The sequence below is a fragment of the Variovorax stachyos genome (genome assembly GCF_051400855.1).
In the GTDB taxonomy this organism is placed as follows: Bacteria; Pseudomonadota; Gammaproteobacteria; order Burkholderiales; family Burkholderiaceae_C; genus Variovorax.
The window spans coordinates 160,680-179,542 of record NZ_JBLFFN010000002.1 but is presented as its reverse complement, the minus strand read 5'-3'; the positions used below and the strand labels follow the sequence as shown (position 1 = coordinate 179,542).

Here is an 18,863-nt window from a genome sequence, read left to right as displayed (position 1 = left end):
TGGAAGGAAAAAGATCAGACGAGCGTGCGTCCGGTCAGCCGGCTCAGGATGGCGAGCGGGCTCGAGTCGGGATTGTATTGCCTTGCGGCGGGCAGGTGCAGCGTCTGCTCCAGCATGTACTGGCCGGACATGACGGCGTGCGAGGTCTGGTCCGAAAAGCACACCCACACCGATCCGGCCGGAAAGGGCACGGTCTCCTGTTGGGCGTTCTTCTGGTAGTCGAGGTCCGACTTCATGCCGTCGTGCAACTGCAGCATCAGGTGGTCGTATTCGCTGCGGAAAGACTTGGTCACATGCAGGGTCTGCAGCAAGCGGGCCTGCCAGCGCGAGTAGGGCTTGGCGCGCGGCAGGAAGCGCTCGGCCACCGCCTCGAAAGGCTCGCCCACCCGCCAGACGCGCGGCGCGCCATCGGGGTTTACGTTGGTGAAGACGCGCAGGATGCGCTCGCCGTAGTTCGGACGCGAGGGAAAGGAGTCGATGTGCAGCCGGCGGTCGTCGGCGCGCCAGGACTGCACGCGTGTTTCGACCTGCGCGGGCCGGTAGCTGGTGGGCGCCAGCCGCAACGCCTGCGTGTAGTGCGGCAGCAGGCCATGGATCAGCTGCTGCGCCTGGGCACGAAAGCGCCCCACCATCGCCGCCACGGCCTGCTGCCGGGCCTCGTCGCCGGCAACACCCTTGATGCGGCCCTCAGCGTCCAGGCTGATGTTGCGCACGTCGGGCGACAGGACCGAGGGCGTCAGGAGCTCGCGCTCGTCGGGCCGCAACTCGAAGGCCAGCCGCGGGAAGTACAGCACCTTGCCAGCCTCGAGCGCGGTGATCCACGCCTCGTTGGGTGTGGCACCGGCCCAGTCGGCCAGGTCGAGTTCGACCAGCTGAGTTGCCATGGCGGTTCGTCCACGCCTCCTTCAGGTCTGCGCAAGCTGCGCGTGCATCTCCTGGACCGAAATCACGTCGAGGGCCTCCATGTGGCGCATGCCTTCGACGGCTGCCTCGGCGCCGAAGATGGTGGTGAAGGTGGTCACGCGGGCCAGCAGGGCCGAAGTGCGGATCTGGCGCGAATCGGTAATTGCGTTGCGGCGCTCTTCCACAGTGTTGATGACCAGGGCGATCTCGTTGTTCTTGATCATGTCCACGATGTGCGGACGGCCTTCGGTCACCTTGTTGACCGTGGCACAGGCGATGCCGGCCGCGTTGATGGCGGCGGCCGTGCCCTTGGTGGCGATCAGCTCGAAGCCCAGTGCGACCAGGCCGCGTGCAACCTCGACGGCGCGCGGCTTGTCGTTGTTCTTGACGGAGACGAAGACGCGTCCTGACTTGGGCAGGTGCGTGCCGGCGCCCAGCTGCGACTTGACGAAGGCCTCGCCGAAGGTCTTGCCCACGCCCATCACCTCGCCGGTGGATTTCATCTCGGGGCCGAGGATGGTGTCCACGCCGGGGAACTTGACGAAGGGGAACACCGCTTCCTTCACGCTGAAGTACGGCGGCGTGACTTCCTTCGTCACACCCTGCGAGGCCAGCGACTGGCCCGCCATGCAGCGCGCCGCCACCTTGGCGAGCTGGATGCCGGTGGCCTTGCTCACGTAGGGCACGGTACGCGACGCCCGCGGATTCACTTCCAGCACGTAGATCACGTCCTGGCCGTCCTTCTCCTGGATCGCGAACTGCACGTTCATCAAACCCACGACGTTGAGCGCCTGGGCCATGGCCGCACTCTGGCGCTTGAGCTCGGCCACGGTTTCGGGCTTGAGGCTGTAGGGCGGCAGCGAGCAGGCGGAATCGCCCGAGTGCACGCCAGCCTGTTCGATGTGCTCCATCACCCCGCCAATGAGCGTCGCGCCATCGGCATCGCGCAGGCAGTCGACGTCGCATTCGACGGCGTCGTTGAGGAAGCGGTCCAGCAGCACCGGCGAATCATTGCTGACCTTCACTGCCTCGCGCATGTAGCGTTCCAGGTCGCGCTGCTCGTGCACGATCTCCATCGCGCGGCCGCCCAGCACGTAGCTCGGTCGGACCACCAGCGGGTAGCCCAGTTGCTGCGCTTTCTCGAGCGCCTCGGCCTCGGTGCGCGCGGTCGCATTCGGTGGCTGGCGCAGCTTCAGCTCGTGAAGCAGCTTCTGGAAGCGTTCGCGGTCCTCGGCCGCGTCGATCATGTCGGGGCTGGTGCCGATGATCGGCACACCGTTGGCCTCGAGGTCGAGCGCGAGCTTCAGCGGCGTCTGGCCGCCATACTGCACGATCACGCCGGTGGGCTTTTCCTTGTCGACGATCTCGAGCACGTCCTCCAGGGTGAGCGGCTCGAAATACAGCCGGTCGCTCGTGTCGTAGTCGGTCGACACGGTCTCTGGATTGCAGTTGACCATGATGGTCTCGTAGCCATCCTCGCGCATCGCGAGCGCGGCATGCACGCAGCAGTAGTCGAACTCGATGCCCTGGCCGATGCGGTTCGGGCCACCGCCGAGCACCATGATCTTCTTGCGGCTGCTCGGGTCCGCCTCGCACTCGTCCTCGTAGGTCGAGTACATATAGGCGGTGTTGGTCGCGAACTCGGCCGCGCAGGTGTCCACGCGCTTGTACACCGGTCGCACGCCGAGCGCGCGCCGCTTCTCGCGGATCGCGGTGTCGGTGGTCTTCAGCTGGCGCGCCAGCCGGCGGTCGGAGAAGCCCTTCTTCTTGAGGGCCAGCAGCGTGTCGCGGTCGATGTCGTCGAGTGACTTGGTTTCCAGCTCGAGCTCGATCTTCACGATCTCCTCGATCTGCACCAGGAACCATGGATCGATCTTGGTGAGCGCATGCACCTCGTCCACGGAAAGACCCATGGCGAAGGCATCGCCCACGTACCAGATGCGGTCGGGGCCGGGCTCACCCAGCTCCTTCTCGAGCACCTCGCGGTCCTGCGTCTTCTCGTTGAGGCCATCCACGCCGACCTCGAGGCCGCGCAGCGCCTTCTGGAACGACTCCTGGAAGGTCCGGCCCATGGCCATCACCTCGCCCACCGACTTCATCTGCGTGGTCAGGCGCGAATCAGCCTGAGGAAATTTCTCGAAGGCGAAGCGCGGGATCTTCGTGACCACGTAGTCGATGCTCGGCTCGAAGCTGGCCGGCGTGGCGCCGCCGGTGATCTCGTTGCGCAGCTCGTCGAGCGTGTAGCCCACGGCCAGCTTGGCCGCGACCTTGGCGATCGGGAAGCCCGTGGCCTTGGAGGCCAGCGCCGAGGAACGCGAGACGCGCGGGTTCATCTCGATCACGACCATGCGGCCGTCCTTCGGATTGATCGAGAACTGCACGTTGGAGCCGCCGGTATCGACGCCGATCTCGCGCAGCACGGCCAGCGAGGCGTTGCGCAGGATCTGGTATTCCTTGTCCGAAAGCGTTTGCGCGGGTGCGACGGTGATCGAGTCGCCGGTGTGCACGCCCATCGGGTCGAGGTTCTCGATCGAGCAGACGATGATGCAGTTGTCCGCCTTGTCGCGCACCACCTCCATCTCGTATTCCTTCCAGCCGAGCAGCGATTCCTCGATCAGCAGCTCGTTGGTCGGCGAGGCTTCGAGGCCGCGCTTGCAGATGGTCTCGAACTCCTCGGGGTTGTAGGCGATGCCGCCGCCGGTGCCGCCGAGCGTGAAGCTGGGGCGGATCACCACGGGGAAGCCCACCGTCTTCTGCACCGACCAGGCCTCGTCCAGCGAGTGGGCGATGCCCGAGCGCGCCGAGCCCAGGCCGATCTTGGTCATCGCGTCCTTGAACTTCAGGCGGTCCTCGGCCTTGTCGATGGCTTCGGGCGTGGCGCCGATCAGCTCGACCTTGTACTTGTCGAGCACGCCGTTGCGCCAGAGGTCCAGCGCGCAGTTCAGCGCGGTCTGGCCGCCCATGGTCGGCAGGATGGCATCGGGGCGCTCCTTGGCGATGATCTTCTCGACCGTGGGCCAGGTGATGGGCTCGATGTAGGTCACGTCGGCCGTGGCCGGGTCGGTCATGATCGTGGCGGGATTGCTGTTGATCAGGATGACCTTGTAGCCCTCCTCCCGCAGCGCCTTGCAGGCCTGCACGCCGGAATAGTCGAACTCGCAGGCCTGGCCGATGATGATCGGGCCGGCACCGATGATGAGGATGCTCTTGAGGTCGTTGCGCTTAGGCATTCTTCTGCCCTTCTTTGTGACTTTGCATGAGCGCCGTGAAGCGGTCGAACAGGTAGCCGATGTCGTGCGGGCCCGGCGAGGCCTCCGGATGCCCCTGGAAGCAGAAGGCGGGCTTGTCGGTGCGTGCGAGGCCCTGCAGGGTGCCGTCGAACAGGCTGACGTGGGTGGGGCGCAGGTTGGCCGGCAGCGTCTTTTCGTCGACTGCGAAGCCATGGTTCTGGCTGGTGATGCTCACGCGGGCGTTGTCGAGGTCCTTGACGGGGTGGTTGGCGCCGTGGTGGCCGAACTTCATCTTGAAGGTCTTCGCGCCGGAAGCCAGCGCCATGATCTGGTGGCCGAGGCAGATGCCGAAGACCGGGATGCCGGTCTCGATGAGCTCGCGGGTCGCTGCGATTGCGTAGTCGCAGGGCTCCGGGTCGCCAGGGCCGTTGGCCAGGAAGATGCCGTCCGGACGCAGCTTGAGGACGTCGGCCGCAGGCGTCTGCGCCGGCACGACGGTAATGCGCGCGCCGCGCTGCGCGATCATGCGCAGGATGTTCTTCTTGACGCCGTAGTCATAGGCCACGACATGGAACTTCGGCGTGATCTGCACGCCGTAGCCCGGCTTGCCGTCCACATGGACGAGTTTCCACTCGGTCTGCGTCCACTCGTAGGTTTCCTTGACCGACACCACCTTGGCCAGGTCGAGGCCGGACATGCTGGGCGCGGCCTTGGCGGCGGAAATCGCCTTGTCGATCAGGGCTTGCGAAATGCTCTCGCCCGGCGCCAGGCCGAGGATGCAGCCGTTCTGCGCGCCATGCGTGCGCAGATGGCGGGTGAGCTTGCGGGTGTCGATGTTCGCGATGGCGACCGTCTTGCCGCGCGCCAGGTACTCGGCTAGCGTGGCGCTCTTGCGGAAGTTGGACGCCAGCAGCGGCAGGTCCTTGACGATCAGGCCCGCGGCATGGATCTTGTCGGCCTCGATGTCTTCCTTGTTGACGCCGTAGTTGCCGATGTGCGGATACGTGAGCGTCACGATCTGCTGGCAATAGCTGGGGTCGGTCAGGATTTCCTGATAACCGGTCATGGCGGTGTTGAACACCACTTCGCCGGTGGTGGCGCCTTGCGCGCCGATCGAATTGCCGAGAAAGACCGTGCCGTCTGCGAGCGCCAGGATGGCGGGCGGGAATTTTCCCTTGAGAGACAAAAGCACTGGGATCTCCGAATGGATGACGCCCACGGCGGACCCAAGATGAGGCTCTTGGTCGCGACTTTCGTCAAGGAGTTGGCTTGCGTGCGCTATGGGCGAGGTGTGAGCAGGAAAGCCCTTGATTATAGCCCGCGCCGCTTCATCCCTCGCCCGCGGCAGCGCTCGCGTGCAGGCAGATGGCCGCTGCCGCCGCGACGTTGAGCGACTCCTCGCCACCCGGCTGGACGATGCGCACCTGCAGGCTCGCGCGGGCTTCCAGCGCGGCCGAAAGCCCCTGCCCTTCGTGGCCCATCAGCCAGGCGCAGGGGTTCGGCAGGCGGGCCCGGTGCAGCCACTCGCCGCGGTGCGAGCTGGTGGCGATGCAGGGCACGGCCAGGGCGTCCAGCGCCTCCAGCTCGACCCCTTCGACCAGCCGCAACCCGAAGTGCGCGCCCATCCCGGCCCGCAGCACCTTGGGCGCCCACAACGCCGCAGTGCCCTTGAGCGCGATCACCTGGGCGAAGCCGAAAGCTGCCGCGCTGCGCAGGATGGAGCCGACGTTGCCGGCATCCTGCAGCCGGTCGAGCACCACGGTGGCCGCGTCCGGGGCGATCGGCGGCGGTGCCGGCAGGTCGAGTACGAACCCCATGGCGGCCGGCGACTCCAGGCCGCTCACTCCGGCCAGCAGTGCGTCGGCGACCACCACTGTCTTGTCAGCCGCCCCCGCCCACTCGTGGCGGACCGCGGGCCAGGCGGATTCGGTGAAGACCGCGATCGCCGCACGCACCCCGCGCTCGCGCGCTGCCCGGCACAGGTGGTCGCCCTCCAGCCAGACACGGCCCGACTTGCGATAGCCCCCCGGATCGTGGGCCAGCTTGCGCAGTTCCTTGAGGAGCGGGTTGTCCCGCGAGCTGATGTGGCTCGGCTCGGCCGCTGTCATGGCGCGGGGCGCAGCTCGACCTGGACCGACTCGACCTGCAAGGTCTCGATGAGAAGCTCGCCTGCCACGGTGCCGAGCGGGATCTCCTCGCCGGCGGCGCGCGCCAGGGCCGCGGCCACAGGACTGAAGGAGCGACGATGGTGCACGCAAGCGCCATGGCGCAGGAGCGCCTCGAGGTGCTCGGGCGTGCTGTAGCCCTTGTGCCCGGCAAAGCCGTAGTGCGGGAACTCGGCGTGCAGCTGCTCGCAAAGCCGGTCGCGATGCACCTTGGCCAGGATCGAGGCGGCCGAGATCGATTTCACGATGGCGTCGCCGCCCACGACGGCCTCTGCCAGCACGTCCAGCCTGGGCAACCGATTGCCGTCGACCAGCACCTTGGCCGGCTTGAGGCGCAGCCCCTCGACCGCCCGTTTCATCGCCAGCATGGTGGCGCCGAGAATGTTGTGCTCGTCGATCTCCTCGACGCTCGCCTGGGCCACCGAGCAGCACAGGGCCTTGGCCAGGATCTGGTCGTTGAGTCGCTCGCGCTGAAGCGCTGTGAGGGTCTTCGAATCGGCCAGGCCACGGATTCGCCGTTGGTCGTCCAGGATCACGGCTGCAGCCACGACCGGACCGGCGAGCGGGCCGCGCCCGGCCTCGTCGACACCAGCCACCAGGCCTGGCGTATCCCACGCCAACCTGGTCTGTTCAGCCTTCAATAACTTTCTGGATCGCATCGGCGCACAGTGTCGGCGTATCTCGCTGCAATTCGGCGTGCAGCGCGCAAAAACGTTGTTGCAAGGCGTGAACCTTGTCCGGGGATCCCAGCCAGGCCAGCGTCGCTTCGGCCAGGGCCTGCGGCGTGGCGGCCTCCTGGATCAGCTCCGGCACGACGAAGTCGCTGCACAGGATGTTGGGCAGGCCGACCCAGGGCTGCAGCTGCTTGCGACGCATCAGGGCCCAGGACATCGGGTTCATGTTGTAGGCGATCACCATCGGCCGCTTGAAGAGCGCGGCCTCGAGGGTGGCGGTGCCGCTGGCGATCAGCGTGACGTCGCAGGCAGCCAGCGCGGCGTGCGAGCGGCCGTCGAGCAACTGCACGCGGCCCTTCACCTCGCTCGCCGCCAGCAGTTGCTCCACCTCGCCGTGCAGGCTGGGCAGCGCGGGAAGGATGAAGCGCAGCTCCGGCCGGGCCTGCTGCATCAGCGCGGCTGCGGCAAAGAAGCGATCCGCCAGGTAGCGCAGCTCCGAACGCCGGCTTCCCGGCAGCAGCGCCACCACAGGCGCGTTCGCATCCAGGCCGAGCGCCGCGCGTGCGGCGGCCCGGTCCGGCGCCATCGGAATCACGTCGGCGAGCGGATGGCCGACATAGCTGGCGGCAATGCCATGTTCGGCAAGCAAGGCGGGTTCGAAGGGAAAGATGCACAGCACGTGGTCGGCCGCCGCCCGGAGTTTCTCGACGCGCTCCGGCCGCCAGGCCCAGATCGAGGGGCAGACGAAATGGGCCGTCTTCATGCTGCGCTCGCGCAGCGCCGCTTCGAGATCGAGGTTGAAATCCGGCGCATCGACGCCGATGAAGATCCCCGCGCCCTCGCGCAGCAGCCGCGCCCTGAGCTGCCGCCGAATGCCGGCAATCTCGGCGTAGTGGCGCAACACTTCGATATAGCCGCGCACCGCCAGCTTCTCCTGCGGCCACCAGGTCTCGAAGCCGCGCTTCTGCATTTGCGGGCCGCCGATGCCGACGGATGTCATGTCGGGCCAGCGGGCCTTCAGGCCGTCCAGCAACAGGCCGGCGAGCAAGTCACCCGAAGCCTCTCCCGCGACGAGGGCAAACCGCCGCTGTGGGTCCTGCACCGCGCGGCTCCTCAGCGCACGATGCCGCGCTTGGCGCCGGCCAGAAAGGCGTTCATCAGGGCGACGTCCGCCGCCGCTTCGGGCATCTCCGTGGCGAGCCCGGCGATCGCGGTGCGCGCATCGTTGAGCGTCCTGCCCTGCCGGTACAGCAGCCGGTGCATCTGCTTGACAGCGGCGATCCGTGCTTCGGAAAAATTGCGCCGGCGCAGGCCCACGACATTGAAGCCGCGCACCTCGAGCGGATTGCCGTCGACCAGCATGAAGGGGGGAACGTCCTGCGCGACTGCGCTGGCGAAGCCGATCATCGCGTGGGCGCCGACCGAGACGAACTGGTGGATGCCCGTCAGCCCGCCCACCGTCACCCAATCGGCCAGGTGCACATGGCCGGCCAGCGTGGTGTTGTTGGCCAGCGTGGTGTGGTCGTCGACCCGGCAATCGTGCGCGATGTGCGTGTACGCCATGATCCAGTTGTCGCTGCCCACGCGCGTGACCCCGCCCGCCCCCGGCACGCCGATGTTGAAGGTGCAGAACTCGCGGATGGTGTTGCGGTCGCCGATGACCAGCTCGGTCGGCTCGCCCGCGTACTTCTTGTCCTGCGGAACCGCCCCCAGCGACGCGAACTGGAAGATCCTGTTGTCGCGTCCGATGGTGGTGCGGCCCTCGATCACGCAATGCGATCCGATGGTGGTGCCGGCGCCGACCCGCACATGCGGGCCGATCACGGCGTACGGGCCGACATTGACCGTCGTATCGAGTTCGGCCTTCGCGTCGACGATGGCTGTCGAATGAATCTGCGTCATGCCTTCTCGAACACGATCAGCTGATCTGGCGCATTGCGCACATCAGGCTGGCTTCGCAGGCCAACTCGCTGCCGACCAGGGCGCGTCCCTTGAACTTGGAGATGCCCGCCTTCATGCGCTCGATCTCGACCTCGAGCGTCAGCTGGTCGCCGGGCTCCACGGGGCGCTTGAAGCGCGCGCCGTCGATGGCGGCGAAGTAGTACACGGTGTTGTCGTCCGGAACGATGTCCAACGAATGGAAGGACAGCAGCGCCGCCGCCTGCGCCATCGCTTCGAGCATCAGCACGCCCGGCATCACCGGGCGATGCGGGAAGTGGCCGTTGAAGAACGGCTCGTTCATGGTCACGTTCTTTAGCGCCTTGATGCGCTTGCCCTTTTCCATCTCGAGCACGCGGTCCACCAGCAGGAAGGGGTAGCGGTGGGGCAGTAGTTTGAGGATCTGATGGATGTCGAGCGTCATGATTGCTTGTCCTGCATCGCCGATTTTTCCAGCGCCTTGAGGCGCTCCCGCAGGGCGTGCAGTTGTTTAAGGGTGGCGGCGTTTCTCTCCCAGGCGGCATTGTCGTCGATGGGAAACACGCCGGTGTACTGGCCCGGCTTGAGAATGGAGCGCGTGACCACCGTCGCGGCCGAGATGTGGACTCCGTCGGCCATCTTCAGGTGCCCCAGCACGATCGCGCCGCCGCCGATGGTGCAATTCGCGCCGATGTCGGCGCTGCCCGCCACGCCGACGCAGCCGGCCATGGCGGTGTTCCGGCCCACGCGAACGTTGTGGCCGATCTGGATCAGGTTGTCGAGCTTGACGCCGTCCTCGATGACCGTGTCCTCGAGCGCGCCCCGGTCGATGCAGGTATTGGCGCCGATCTCCACGTCATTGCCGATGCGCACCGCGCCGAGCTGCTCGATCTTGACCCAGGCGCCCTCGTGCGGCGCGAGGCCGAAGCCGTCGGCCCCGATCACCACGCCGGGATGCAGCAGGCAGCGCGCGCCGACCGTGCAGTCCTCGCTCACCGTCACCCTGGACTTCAGCACGGTCTGGGCGCCGATGCGCGCACCTCGCTCGACCACGCACAACGCACCGATGCGGGCGCTGGGGTCGATGTGCGCGTCGGGGTCGATCACCGCGCTGGGGTGGATGCGCGCGCCCTCGGGCCTGGCGTGGGACTGCTTCCACAGCTGGGTCAAACGGGCAAAGTAGAGGTAGGGATCAGGCGTCAGGATGAACGCGCCGCGCCGGGCCGCGATCTCCCGCATCGCGGGCGAAACGATGACGCAGCCGGCTTTCGAGGCCGCAAGCTCTTTCTGGTACTTGGGATGGCTCAGGAAGCTGAGCGCATCTGCCTGTGCAGTCGCCAGCGGCGCGAGGCGCTCGATCGACAACGCAGGATCGCCCTGCAGTTCGCCGCCGAGGGCTTCAACGATTGCGCCTAGCCGCAGTGCCACACGGGTTCACGGCGTCACTTGCCGTTGCCAACGGACGCGTTCAGCGCCTTGATCACCTTTTCGGTGATGTCGTGCTTGGGATTGATGTAGATCGCTTCCTGCAGGATCGCATCGTACTTCTCGGCCTCGGCCACCTGCTTGACCACGCGGTTGGCGCGCTCGTAGACCTGTTGCAGCTCTTCGTTCTTGCGCGCGTTGAGGTCTTCCTGGAATTCACGTCGGCGGCGCTGGAAGTCGCGGTCCTGATCGACCAGGGCGCGCTGGCGGGAGGTGCGCTGGCTCTCCGACATGGTGGGCGCCTCGCGCTCGAACTTCTCGGAGGCGGCCTTGAGTGCTTCGCCCTGCGCCTGCAGGTCCTTCTCGCGCTTCAGGAATTCCGACTCGAGTTTCGCCTGGGCAGCCTTGGCAGGTTGCGCCTCGCGCAGCACGCGATCGGGATTGACGAAGCCGATGCGGAAGGTTTCCTGCGCGTGCGCGGGCGTGCCCACGAGCGCGAAAGCGGGGATCAGCAGCGCACCGGCGGCACGAAGCAAGGGAGTCATTAGAAGGAGGTTCCGATCTGGAATTGCAGGCGTTGAATTCTATCCTTCGGGATGGGGTGCAAGGGATCGCTGAAGTCTTCCTTCTGCTGCCGGACGGGGAATGCATAGGCCAGGCGCAGAGGGCCGAGCGGCGAGATCCAGCTGATACCCACGCCGACCGAGGCGCGCAGCTTCTGCTGCGCCTTCCATTGGGCGTCCGTCATGCCCGTGGGGCGCGACTCCGCAAACACATTGCCGACGTCGAAGAAGCCGTAGAGCCGCAGCGTGCGATCGTTCCCGGCGCCCGGGAAAGGGGTGCTGAGCTCCATGTTGAAGATGGCCTTCTTGGTGCCGCCGAGCGCCGCCCCTTCGGTCTGCCCGAAGAGCGGCGCGTCGCGCGGGCCGAGCGAGTTCTGCTCGAAGCCGCGCACCGACCCCAGTCCGCCGGCGTAGAAGTTCTTGAAGATCGGGAAGGGCTTGTTGCCGATGGGCTTGGCATAACCCACTTCGCCATTGATCGCGAAGGTGTACTGCTTGGTGATCGGGAAGAACTGCTGGTACGAATAGCTGGACTTCCAGTACTTCATATCGCCGCCGGCACCGATCTCGAGATTGGCCCGCTGCAGCCTGCCGCGGGTCGGGACCAGCGCGCTGTCGCGGTCGTCGCGCGACCAGCCGACGGTCAGCGGCACGCCCCAGACGTTGTCGTTGGTGCATTCGGCGACCAGGCCCTGCGGGTTGGTCGAGCAGCCGAAATAGTTGCGATAGGACTGGGGCGTCAAGTAGGCGACGTTGCCGCCCGGATCGAAGCGGAAGCGTTCCAGGCCGATGCCGAAGAAGACGGTGTCGACCTCGCTGAACGGCACGCCGAAGCGGATCGTGCCGCCCTCGTTGACCAACCGGTAGTCGCCGTCGACGCTGTAGTAGGGCCGCGTGGTGGTGTGGTACAGGCTGAAGCTGCGGGAGATGCCGTCCTTCGTGAAGTACGGATCGGTGGTCGTGAGCGAGAGCGTGCGGGCGTACTTGCTGGTGTTGACCTGCAGACCCAGGTAGTTGCCCGAGCCGAAGACGTTCTCCTGCGCGATGCCGAAGGTGAAGGACACCTTCTCGGCGCTCGAGAAGCCGGCGCCCAGTTGCAACGTCCCGGTCGGCTTTTCGGCCACGTTGATCGTCAGGTCCACCTGGTCGGGCGATCCCGGCACCTCTTGCGTCTCGACGCTCACGTCCGTGAAGAAGCCCAGGCGGTCCACCCGGTCGCGCGACAACTTGATCTTGTCGCCGTCGTACCACGAGGCCTCGTACTGCCGGAACTCCCGCCGGATCACCTCGTCGCGCGTCTTGTTGTTGCCGCCGATCATCACCCGCCGCACGTAGACCCGCCGCGAGGGCTCCGCCTTCAGGGTCAGCGTCACACGATTGTTCGTGCGATCGATCTCCGGTTCGGCCTGCACGCGCGCGAACGCGTAGCCGAAGGTGCCGAAGTAATCGGTGAAGGCCTTGGTGGTCTCGTTCACCTGCTCGCCGTTGTAGGGCTCGCCGGGTCGGATGGTGACCAGGGACTTGAACTCGTCGTCACGCCCGAGATAGTTGCCCTCGAGCTTGACGCCGGCCACAACGAACTTCTCACCCTCGGTGATGTTCACGGTGATGCTCAGGTCCTGGCGATCCGGGGAGATGGCCACCTGGGTCGAATCGATGCGGAACTCCAGGTAGCCACGCGTGATGTAGTAGGAGCGCAGAGTCTCCAGGTCGGCGTTGAGCTTGGCGCGCGAGTACTGGTTGCTCTTGGTGTACCAGCTCATCCAGCCGCCTGCATCCTGGTCGAAGAGATCGAGCAGGGTGCCCTCGCTGAAGGCCTTGTTGCCGACGATATGGACCTCGCGAATACGCGCGGGCTCGCCCTCGGTGACGGTAAAGGTGAGGTTGACGCGGTTGCGCTCGATGGGGGTGACGGTGGTCACGACCTGGGCGTTGTAGAGGCTGCGGCTGATGTACTGGCGCTTGAGCTCCTGCTCCGCGCGGTCGGCCAGGGCCTTGTCGTAGGGGCGGCCGTCGGCCAGACCGACGTCGCGCAGCGCCTTCTGCAGGGCCGCCTTGTCGAACTCCTTGGTGCCGACAAAATCGACGTCGGCGATGGTGGGACGCTCCTCGACGATGACGACGAGGACGTCGCCGCTGACGTCGAGGCGCACATCCTTGAAGAGACCCAGGTCGAACAGCGCGCGGATGGCGGCCGAGCCGCGCTCGTCGTTGTAGGTGTCGCCGACGCGCAGAGGCAGCGAGGCAAAAATGGTGCCGGGCTCGACGCGTTGGAGGCCTTCGACCCGGATGTCGCGCACCGTGAAGGGCTCGATGGCCCAGGCGGCAGTAGCCGAGAGCGCGCTGACAATCAGCATGGAAACGCTGCGCAGGCGAAAGCGACTGAATTTCTTATTCATCTGTGATTTGAGCCGGCGCGCAAAGGGCCGACAGATAGTTAACCAAAGAGTCGAGTCACATCGTTGAAGATGGCGATCGACATCATGACCAGCAGCAGCGCGACACCGCCGCGCTGGAGCCGTTCCATCCAAGCGTCGGAGACGCTCCTGCCGGTCAGGCCCTCCCAAAGATAATACATCAGGTGTCCTCCATCGAGGACCGGCAGCGGCATGAGGTTCAGCACGCCGAGACTCACGCTGATGAGCGCGAGAAACACGAGGTACTGGGTGAGTCCCAGGCTGGCGGACTTGCCTGCGTAGTCCGCGATGGTCAATGGCCCGCTGAGATTCTTGATCGAGGCTTCGCCGATCAACATCTTGCCCATCATCCGCACGGTGAGTGCCGACACCTCCCAGGTGCGCACCAAGCCGCGCCAGATGCCGTCGACCACGCCCTGCCGCACCGTCACCATCTCCGGTGGCGAGCCCACATAGGCGCCCACGCGGCCGACCTTGTTGCCGCCCTCCTCGCGCACTTCGGGCGTGACCTCGAGGCGTACCGACTGGCCGCCGCGCTCGACCTGCCAGATCTGAGTGCGCGGCTGGCCGGCATCGACGGAGGCGCGGATCACCTCGCGCAACTGCTGCCCGTCGACGATGGCAGTGGGCCCCACCGCCGTCACCAAGTCGCCGCTGCGCAGACCCGAGCGCTCGGCCGCGCTGCCTGCCATCAACTCGCCGATCTCGGGACGAGTCAGCGGCGCGACTACGCCGATCCTGCGGAACATCTGCGCGTCCGCGTCCTTGGCATTGACCCGGCTGAGCGGCAGCACGATCTCGAGGGCGGGCCGCCCGCCCTCGCCCGCGATCTCGAGCGTGAGGTCGCGGCCATCGAGCGCGCCGCGTGTGATGCGCCAGCGCAGATCCTCGAAGGACTGCACCGGCTCGAGCTCGCCGTCGAAGCCAGCGCGGGCGACATGCTCGCCCCCGCGCAGGCCCGCCTGCTCGGCCAACGAAGCTGCCACCGGACGCGCGAGCCTGGCGACAGGTTCCTCGACGCCGATCCAGTTGACGGCCGTGTAAAGCACCACCGCCAGCAGCAGGTTGGCCATCGGCCCCGCGGCCACGATGGCTGCGCGTGATCGCAGCGGCTGGGTGTTGAAGGCGCGGTGGCGCTCTTCCGCCACCACAGGTCCCTCCCGCTCGTCGAGCATCTTCACGTAGCCGCCAAGGGGGAAGGCGGCGATCACGAACTCCGTGTCCTGGCCAGGATGCTGGCGCCTTGGCTTCCAGCTGAAGAGCGTATGGCCGAACCCGATGGAGAAGCGCAGCACCTTGACGCCGCAGGCCACCGCAACGCGGTAGTGGCCGTACTCGTGCACGGCGATCAGCAGAGCCAGGGCGACGATGAAGGCGACGACGGTGAGCATTGTGTCCCCTGGATTTGGGAGTGGGTCAGGCCGCGAAGCGCAGCGCGGCCGCATCAGCCGCCGCCCGCGCACTGGCGTCCAAAGCCAGCAGATCGGCCAGTGATGCCGGGTTGGAGGGCAGCACCGCCTCCAAAGTTTCCATGTTCACGGCATGGATGCGGTCGAAGCGCAGGCGATGCTGCAGGAAGGCGTCGACTGCGACCTCATTGGCCGCATTGAGCACGGCGGTCGTGCCCGGCGCGGCGCGCAGCGCTTGCCATGCCAGCCCCAGGCCGGGGAAAAGCTGCGCATCGGGTGCATCGAAAGTCAGCGCCGCCAGTTGCCGGAAGTCGAGCTGCGCCGCGCCGCTCTCGATGCGCTCGGGCCAGGCCAGGCCGACGGCGATGGGCACACGCATGTCGGGGGTGCCGAGCTGCGCGATCACCGACGCGTCCGTGAACTGCACCATCGAGTGCACCACGCTTTGCGGATGGATCACGACCTCGATCCGCTCCGGCGCGACGCCGAACAGGTGGCGCGCTTCGATCACCTCGAGCGCCTTGTTCATCATGGTGGCCGAATCCACCGAGATCTTGCGGCCCATCACCCAGTTCGGATGGGCGCAGGCCTGCTCCGGCGTCACCGCGGCCAGCGTGTCCGGCGACCGCGTGCGGAACGGCCCGCCGGAAGCGGTCAGGATGATCTTGTCGATGCGGCGAGGCCAGGTGGCCGGGTCCTCCGGCAGCGACTGGAAAATGGCCGAATGCTCGCTGTCGATCGGCAGCAACGTCGCCCCGCCCTCGCGCACCGTGCGCATGAAGAGCTCGCCGCCGACCACCAGGGCTTCCTTGTTCGCCAGCAACAACCGCTTGCCGGCACGCGCGGCGGCCAGGCAGGGCCCGAGGCCTGCGGCGCCGACGATGGCAGCCATCACGGCATCGCAGTCTTCGTGCGAGGCAATGGACTCGATGGCGCCGGCGCCCTGCAGCACTTCGGTGCGCAGCCCGTTGTGCCTGAGCTTGTCGACCAGCAGCCGGGCATGCGGCGCGCTGGCCATGACCGCGAACTTCGGCGCGAAGCGATGGCACTGGGCCAGCATCTCATCGACCTTGGTGGACGCCGACAGCGCGAACACCTCGAAGCGCTCGGGATGCCGTGCGATCACGTCGAGCGTGCTCACGCCGACCGAGCCGGTCGAGCCGAGCACGGTGATGCGTTGTCGTTTCATGCCGTTCATAGAAAAGCCAGCATCATGGCGATGGGCAGTGTAGGCAGCAGCGCATCGACCCGGTCGAGCACGCCACCGTGGCCGGGCAGCAGCGCGCTGCTGTCCTTGGCGCCGGCGCTGCGCTTGATCAGCGATTCGACCAGGTCGCCCACCACGCTCATCGCGGCGAGGAAGACCACGCCGATCAGGAGCAGCCACCAGCCGCGCTCGGCCAGCCGGGTGTAGAGGCTGGCCACCGCCGGCCGTGCGGCCGAGTCGGCCCAGACCCAGCACAATGCCAGCACGATCACGCCGAGCATGCCGCCCCAGACGCCCTCCCAGCTCTTGCCGGGGCTGATGCTCGGCGCCAGCTTTCCGCGGGTGAAGCGCAGCCCGAAGGTGCGGCCGGCGAAATAGGCGAACACGTCGGCCACCCACACCAGCACGAGAATGGAGAGCAGAAAGTTGATGCCGACCATGCGGGCCTGGACCGCGGCCAGCCATGCCACCCAGAGCATCAGCAGACCGCCCACCAGGCGCATGGCCCGGGGCACCCGGGGCCAGCCTGGCACGGCGACTCGCAGCAAGGCGGCGCCGCCCAGAACCCAGGCTGCGCTCGCGAGGATCCACACCGCCAGCAACGACCGGTCGAGCAGTCCCAGCCACCAGGACAGCGCGCACAGTGCGAAGATTTCCACGCCGAAGAACAGCGACATGCGCGGGCCGTGCCCGTTGAGCCGTCCCCATTCCCAGGCGGCGGCAACCACCAGGACCAGCATCACGCAGGCGAAGGGCACGTGCGAGGGATAGAACAGGGCCGGCAGCAGGATCGCCAGCAAAACGACCGCAGTGATGATGCGTTGTTTGAGCATTGCGCTCAGGCGGCTTGCGGATCGCGCCGCGTGCCGCCTGCCACCTGAGCGGAGGTCTGGCCGAAGCGGCGCTCGCGGCGCCGGAAGGCCTCGATGGCCTCGTCGAGCGCAGCTTCGTCGAACTCGGGCCAGAGGCGATCGCTGAAGAAGAGCTCGGCATAGGCGCTCTGCCACAGCAGGAAGTTCGACAGCCGCTGCTCGCCGCCGGTACGAATGAAGAGGTCGGGATCGGGCACGTGCGACAGCGCCATTGCCGCGTCGAGGTTGGCCTCGGTCAGCGGCTCGCCACGCGCGGCGAGTTGGGCCGCTGCGCGCGCGATATCCCAGCGCCCGCCGTAGTTGAAACAGACATTGAGGATCAGCCGCGTGTTGTGAGCCGTGGCGGCCTCGGCCTGCAGCAGCCCGGCCGCGATTTTCTCGGACAGGCCGCCACGCTCGCCCACGAAATGCAGGCGCACGCCGTCCTGGCTCAGCTTCGGGACCTCCCGGCCGAGCGCAACGACCATCAGGTCCATCAGCCCCGACACCTCCTCGACCGGGCGGTTCCAGTTCTCGGAGGAGAAGGCGAACACCGTCAATACGGCGACGCCGCGATCGGCGCATGCCTTGACACAGCGGCGCAGCGACTCGACGCCCTGCTTGTGGCCGGCCACCCGCGGCAGGAAGCGGCGCGTGGCCCAGCGGCCATTGCCATCCATGACGATGGCGATGTGATGGGGCACGGCGGCGCTCGGATTGCTCATCTCAGACGGCCATGATCTCCGCCTCTTTGGCGGCGACCAAGCGGTCGATTTCCGCGATATGGCGGTCGGTCACCTTCTGGATCTCGGCCTCGGCGCGTTTCTGGTCGTCTTCCGACGCCAGCTTCTCCTTGACCAGCTTCTTGATCGCATCATTGGCGTCGCGGCGCAGGTTGCGCGTCGCAATCTTGGCGTTCTCGCCCTCGGTACGAACCAGCTTGGTCATCTCCTTGCGGCGCTCCTCGCTCATCGGAGGCATCGGCACGCGGATCAGGTCGCCCATCGAAGCCGGGTTCAGTCCAAGGTCGCTCTCGCGAATGGCCTTCTCGATCTTGGCTCCCATGCCCTTTTCCCAGGGCTGGACGCTGATCGTGCGCGAGTCGATCAGTGACACGTTCGCCACCTGCGACAGCGGCACCGAGGAGCCGTAGTACTCCACATGGATCGTATCCAGCAGCGCGGGGTTGGCACGCCCGGTGCGGATCTTCGTGAGGTTGTTCTGGAAAGCGGCGATCGACTGGTTCATCTTTGCGTCGGTCGCACTGCGAATGTCGGCAATGGTCATAGTCATCTTCTCTTACTCCTCAGGCATGCACCAGCGTGCCTTCGTCCTCGCCCATCACGACGCGCTTGAGCGCACCGTTCTTGAAGATCGAGAACACCTTGATCGGCAGGTTCTGGTCGCGGCACAGCGCGAAAGCCGTGGCGTCCATGATGCCGAGATTCTGTGCAATGGCCTCGTCGAAGCTCAGGCGCGAATAGCGCGTCGCGCTCAGGTCTTTCTTCGGGTCGGCGGTATAAACGCCGTCCACCTTGGTGGCCTTGAGCACCAGCTCCGCGCCGATCTCGGCGCCGCGCAGGGCGGCGGCGGTATCGGTCGTGAAGAAGGGGTTGCCGGTGCCGGCCGCGAAGATCACGACCTTGCCCTCTTCGAGGTATTGGAGGGCCTTGGGGCGCACGTAGGGCTCCACCACCTGCTCGATGGCAATGGCAGACATCACCCGCGCGATCAGCCCCTGCTTGTTCATGGCGTCCGCCAAGGCGAGCGCGTTCATGACGGTCGCCAGCATGCCCATGTAGTCGGCTGTTGCCCGGTCCATGCCCACCGAGCCACCAGCCACGCCGCGGAAGATGTTGCCGCCGCCGATCACGACGGCGACTTCCACCCCCATGTTCACCACCTCGGCCACCTCCGCGACCATGCGGACGATGGTCGCCCGGTTGATGCCGAAGGCATCGTCACCCATCAAGGCCTCGCCCGACAGCTTCAACAAGATTCGCTTGTGGGCCGGGCGGGTTTCGAGCATGGAGGTTTCCTTTTGAGGTGGCGGGGCGAGTGTAAAACGTGCGTGTGAAGAAGCGGCAGCGCGCTGCGCGCGC

General features: G+C 66.6%; 17 protein-coding genes. All 17 read right to left on the bottom strand.

Annotation, left to right across the window (positions count from 1 at the left end; translation table 11 throughout):
• Window positions 1–14 precede the first annotated feature (14 nt).
• Window positions 15–884, bottom strand: coding sequence for a Kdo hydroxylase KdoO (gene kdoO / locus ACMGEZ_RS04075; protein ID WP_436820973.1), 870 nt, complete (start codon window positions 882–884; stop codon window positions 15–17).
• 21 nt (window positions 885–905) lie between these two features.
• A complete protein-coding gene (carB, locus tag ACMGEZ_RS04070) occupies window positions 906–4,133 on the bottom strand; it encodes a carbamoyl-phosphate synthase large subunit (RefSeq protein ID WP_436820972.1) in 3,228 nt (1,075 codons plus the stop codon).
• Window positions 4,126–5,325, bottom strand: coding sequence for a glutamine-hydrolyzing carbamoyl-phosphate synthase small subunit (gene carA / locus ACMGEZ_RS04065; RefSeq protein ID WP_436820971.1), 1,200 nt, complete (start codon window positions 5,323–5,325; stop codon window positions 4,126–4,128). The genes carB and carA overlap by 8 nt, the downstream gene beginning before the upstream one ends.
• 136 nt (window positions 5,326–5,461) lie before the next feature.
• Entirely contained in the window at window positions 5,462–6,241 is a 780-nt protein-coding gene (locus ACMGEZ_RS04060) for a TrmH family RNA methyltransferase (protein WP_436820970.1), read from the bottom strand.
• Complete coding sequence (gene rnhB / locus ACMGEZ_RS04055) at window positions 6,238–6,957, bottom strand: ribonuclease HII (RefSeq protein WP_436820969.1); 720 nt, start codon at window positions 6,955–6,957, stop codon at window positions 6,238–6,240. The genes ACMGEZ_RS04060 and rnhB overlap by 4 nt, the downstream gene beginning before the upstream one ends.
• A complete protein-coding gene (gene lpxB, locus ACMGEZ_RS04050; protein ID WP_436820968.1) occupies window positions 6,929–8,074 on the bottom strand; it encodes a lipid-A-disaccharide synthase in 1,146 nt (381 codons plus the stop codon). The genes rnhB and lpxB overlap by 29 nt, the downstream gene beginning before the upstream one ends.
• Window positions 8,075–8,085: 11 nt before the next feature.
• Window positions 8,086–8,874, bottom strand: a complete 789-nt coding sequence (gene lpxA, locus ACMGEZ_RS04045; RefSeq protein ID WP_436820967.1) for an acyl-ACP--UDP-N-acetylglucosamine O-acyltransferase — start codon at window positions 8,872–8,874, stop codon at window positions 8,086–8,088.
• 16 nt (window positions 8,875–8,890) lie between these two features.
• The gene (gene fabZ, locus ACMGEZ_RS04040; protein ID WP_162575259.1) at window positions 8,891–9,334 is read right to left on the bottom strand and encodes a 3-hydroxyacyl-ACP dehydratase FabZ; all 444 of its coding nucleotides are present in this window, start codon (window positions 9,332–9,334) and stop codon (window positions 8,891–8,893) included.
• Entirely contained in the window at window positions 9,331–10,317 is a 987-nt protein-coding gene (lpxD, locus tag ACMGEZ_RS04035) for a UDP-3-O-(3-hydroxymyristoyl)glucosamine N-acyltransferase (protein ID WP_436820966.1), read from the bottom strand. The genes fabZ and lpxD overlap by 4 nt, the downstream gene beginning before the upstream one ends.
• A 14-nt stretch (window positions 10,318–10,331) precedes the next feature.
• Complete coding sequence (locus ACMGEZ_RS04030; protein WP_162587244.1) at window positions 10,332–10,859, bottom strand: OmpH/Skp family outer membrane protein; 528 nt, start codon at window positions 10,857–10,859, stop codon at window positions 10,332–10,334.
• Window positions 10,859–13,276, bottom strand: coding sequence for an outer membrane protein assembly factor BamA (bamA, locus tag ACMGEZ_RS04025; protein ID WP_436820965.1), 2,418 nt, complete (start codon window positions 13,274–13,276; stop codon window positions 10,859–10,861). The genes ACMGEZ_RS04030 and bamA overlap by 1 nt, the downstream gene beginning before the upstream one ends.
• Window positions 13,277–13,314: 38 nt before the next feature.
• Window positions 13,315–14,685 (bottom strand): RIP metalloprotease RseP, encoded by a 1,371-nt coding sequence (gene rseP, locus ACMGEZ_RS04020; RefSeq protein WP_436820964.1) that lies wholly within the window; start codon window positions 14,683–14,685, stop codon window positions 13,315–13,317.
• Window positions 14,686–14,710: 25 nt separating this feature from the next.
• Window positions 14,711–15,892: a 1-deoxy-D-xylulose-5-phosphate reductoisomerase gene (ispC, locus tag ACMGEZ_RS04015; protein WP_436820963.1), complete on the bottom strand. Its 1,182-nt coding sequence runs from the start codon at window positions 15,890–15,892 to the stop codon at window positions 14,711–14,713.
• A 5-nt stretch (window positions 15,893–15,897) separates the two neighbouring features.
• On the bottom strand, window positions 15,898–16,743 hold the full coding sequence (locus ACMGEZ_RS04010; RefSeq protein WP_436820962.1) for a phosphatidate cytidylyltransferase: 846 nt from the start codon (window positions 16,741–16,743) through the stop codon (window positions 15,898–15,900).
• 5 nt (window positions 16,744–16,748) lie between these two features.
• Complete coding sequence (uppS, locus tag ACMGEZ_RS04005; RefSeq protein WP_436820961.1) at window positions 16,749–17,486, bottom strand: polyprenyl diphosphate synthase; 738 nt, start codon at window positions 17,484–17,486, stop codon at window positions 16,749–16,751.
• Between the two features lies 1 nt (window position 17,487).
• Window positions 17,488–18,048: a ribosome recycling factor gene (frr, locus tag ACMGEZ_RS04000; RefSeq protein WP_436821362.1), complete on the bottom strand. Its 561-nt coding sequence runs from the start codon at window positions 18,046–18,048 to the stop codon at window positions 17,488–17,490.
• Between the two features lie 19 nt (window positions 18,049–18,067).
• The gene (pyrH, locus tag ACMGEZ_RS03995) at window positions 18,068–18,790 is read right to left on the bottom strand and encodes a UMP kinase (protein WP_162581118.1); all 723 of its coding nucleotides are present in this window, start codon (window positions 18,788–18,790) and stop codon (window positions 18,068–18,070) included.
• Between the last annotated feature and the right edge of the window lie 73 nt (window positions 18,791–18,863).

Bases quoted from the DNA above. Each gene is read 5' to 3' on its own strand.
- kdoO (WP_436820973.1), bottom strand. From the start codon at position 884: ATGGCAACTCAGCTGGTCGAACTCGACCTGGCCGACTGGGCCGGTGCC.
- carB (WP_436820972.1), bottom strand. From the start codon at position 4,133: ATGCCTAAGCGCAACGACCTCAAGAGCATCCTCATCATCGGTGCCGGC.
- ACMGEZ_RS04060 (WP_436820970.1), bottom strand. From the start codon at position 6,241: ATGACAGCGGCCGAGCCGAGCCACATCAGCTCGCGGGACAACCCGCTC.
- rnhB (WP_436820969.1), bottom strand. From the start codon at position 6,957: ATGCGATCCAGAAAGTTATTGAAGGCTGAACAGACCAGGTTGGCGTGG.
- lpxA (WP_436820967.1), bottom strand. From the start codon at position 8,874: ATGACGCAGATTCATTCGACAGCCATCGTCGACGCGAAGGCCGAACTC.
- fabZ (WP_162575259.1), bottom strand. From the start codon at position 9,334: ATGACGCTCGACATCCATCAGATCCTCAAACTACTGCCCCACCGCTAC.
- ACMGEZ_RS04030 (WP_162587244.1), bottom strand. From the start codon at position 10,859: ATGACTCCCTTGCTTCGTGCCGCCGGTGCGCTGCTGATCCCCGCTTTC.
- bamA (WP_436820965.1), bottom strand. From the start codon at position 13,276: ATGAATAAGAAATTCAGTCGCTTTCGCCTGCGCAGCGTTTCCATGCTG.
- rseP (WP_436820964.1), bottom strand. From the start codon at position 14,685: ATGCTCACCGTCGTCGCCTTCATCGTCGCCCTGGCTCTGCTGATCGCC.
- ispC (WP_436820963.1), bottom strand. From the start codon at position 15,892: ATGAAACGACAACGCATCACCGTGCTCGGCTCGACCGGCTCGGTCGGC.
- ACMGEZ_RS04010 (WP_436820962.1), bottom strand. From the start codon at position 16,743: ATGCTCAAACAACGCATCATCACTGCGGTCGTTTTGCTGGCGATCCTG.
- uppS (WP_436820961.1), bottom strand. From the start codon at position 17,486: ATGAGCAATCCGAGCGCCGCCGTGCCCCATCACATCGCCATCGTCATG.
- frr (WP_436821362.1), bottom strand. From the start codon at position 18,048: ATGACCATTGCCGACATTCGCAGTGCGACCGACGCAAAGATGAACCAG.
- pyrH (WP_162581118.1), bottom strand. From the start codon at position 18,790: ATGCTCGAAACCCGCCCGGCCCACAAGCGAATCTTGTTGAAGCTGTCG.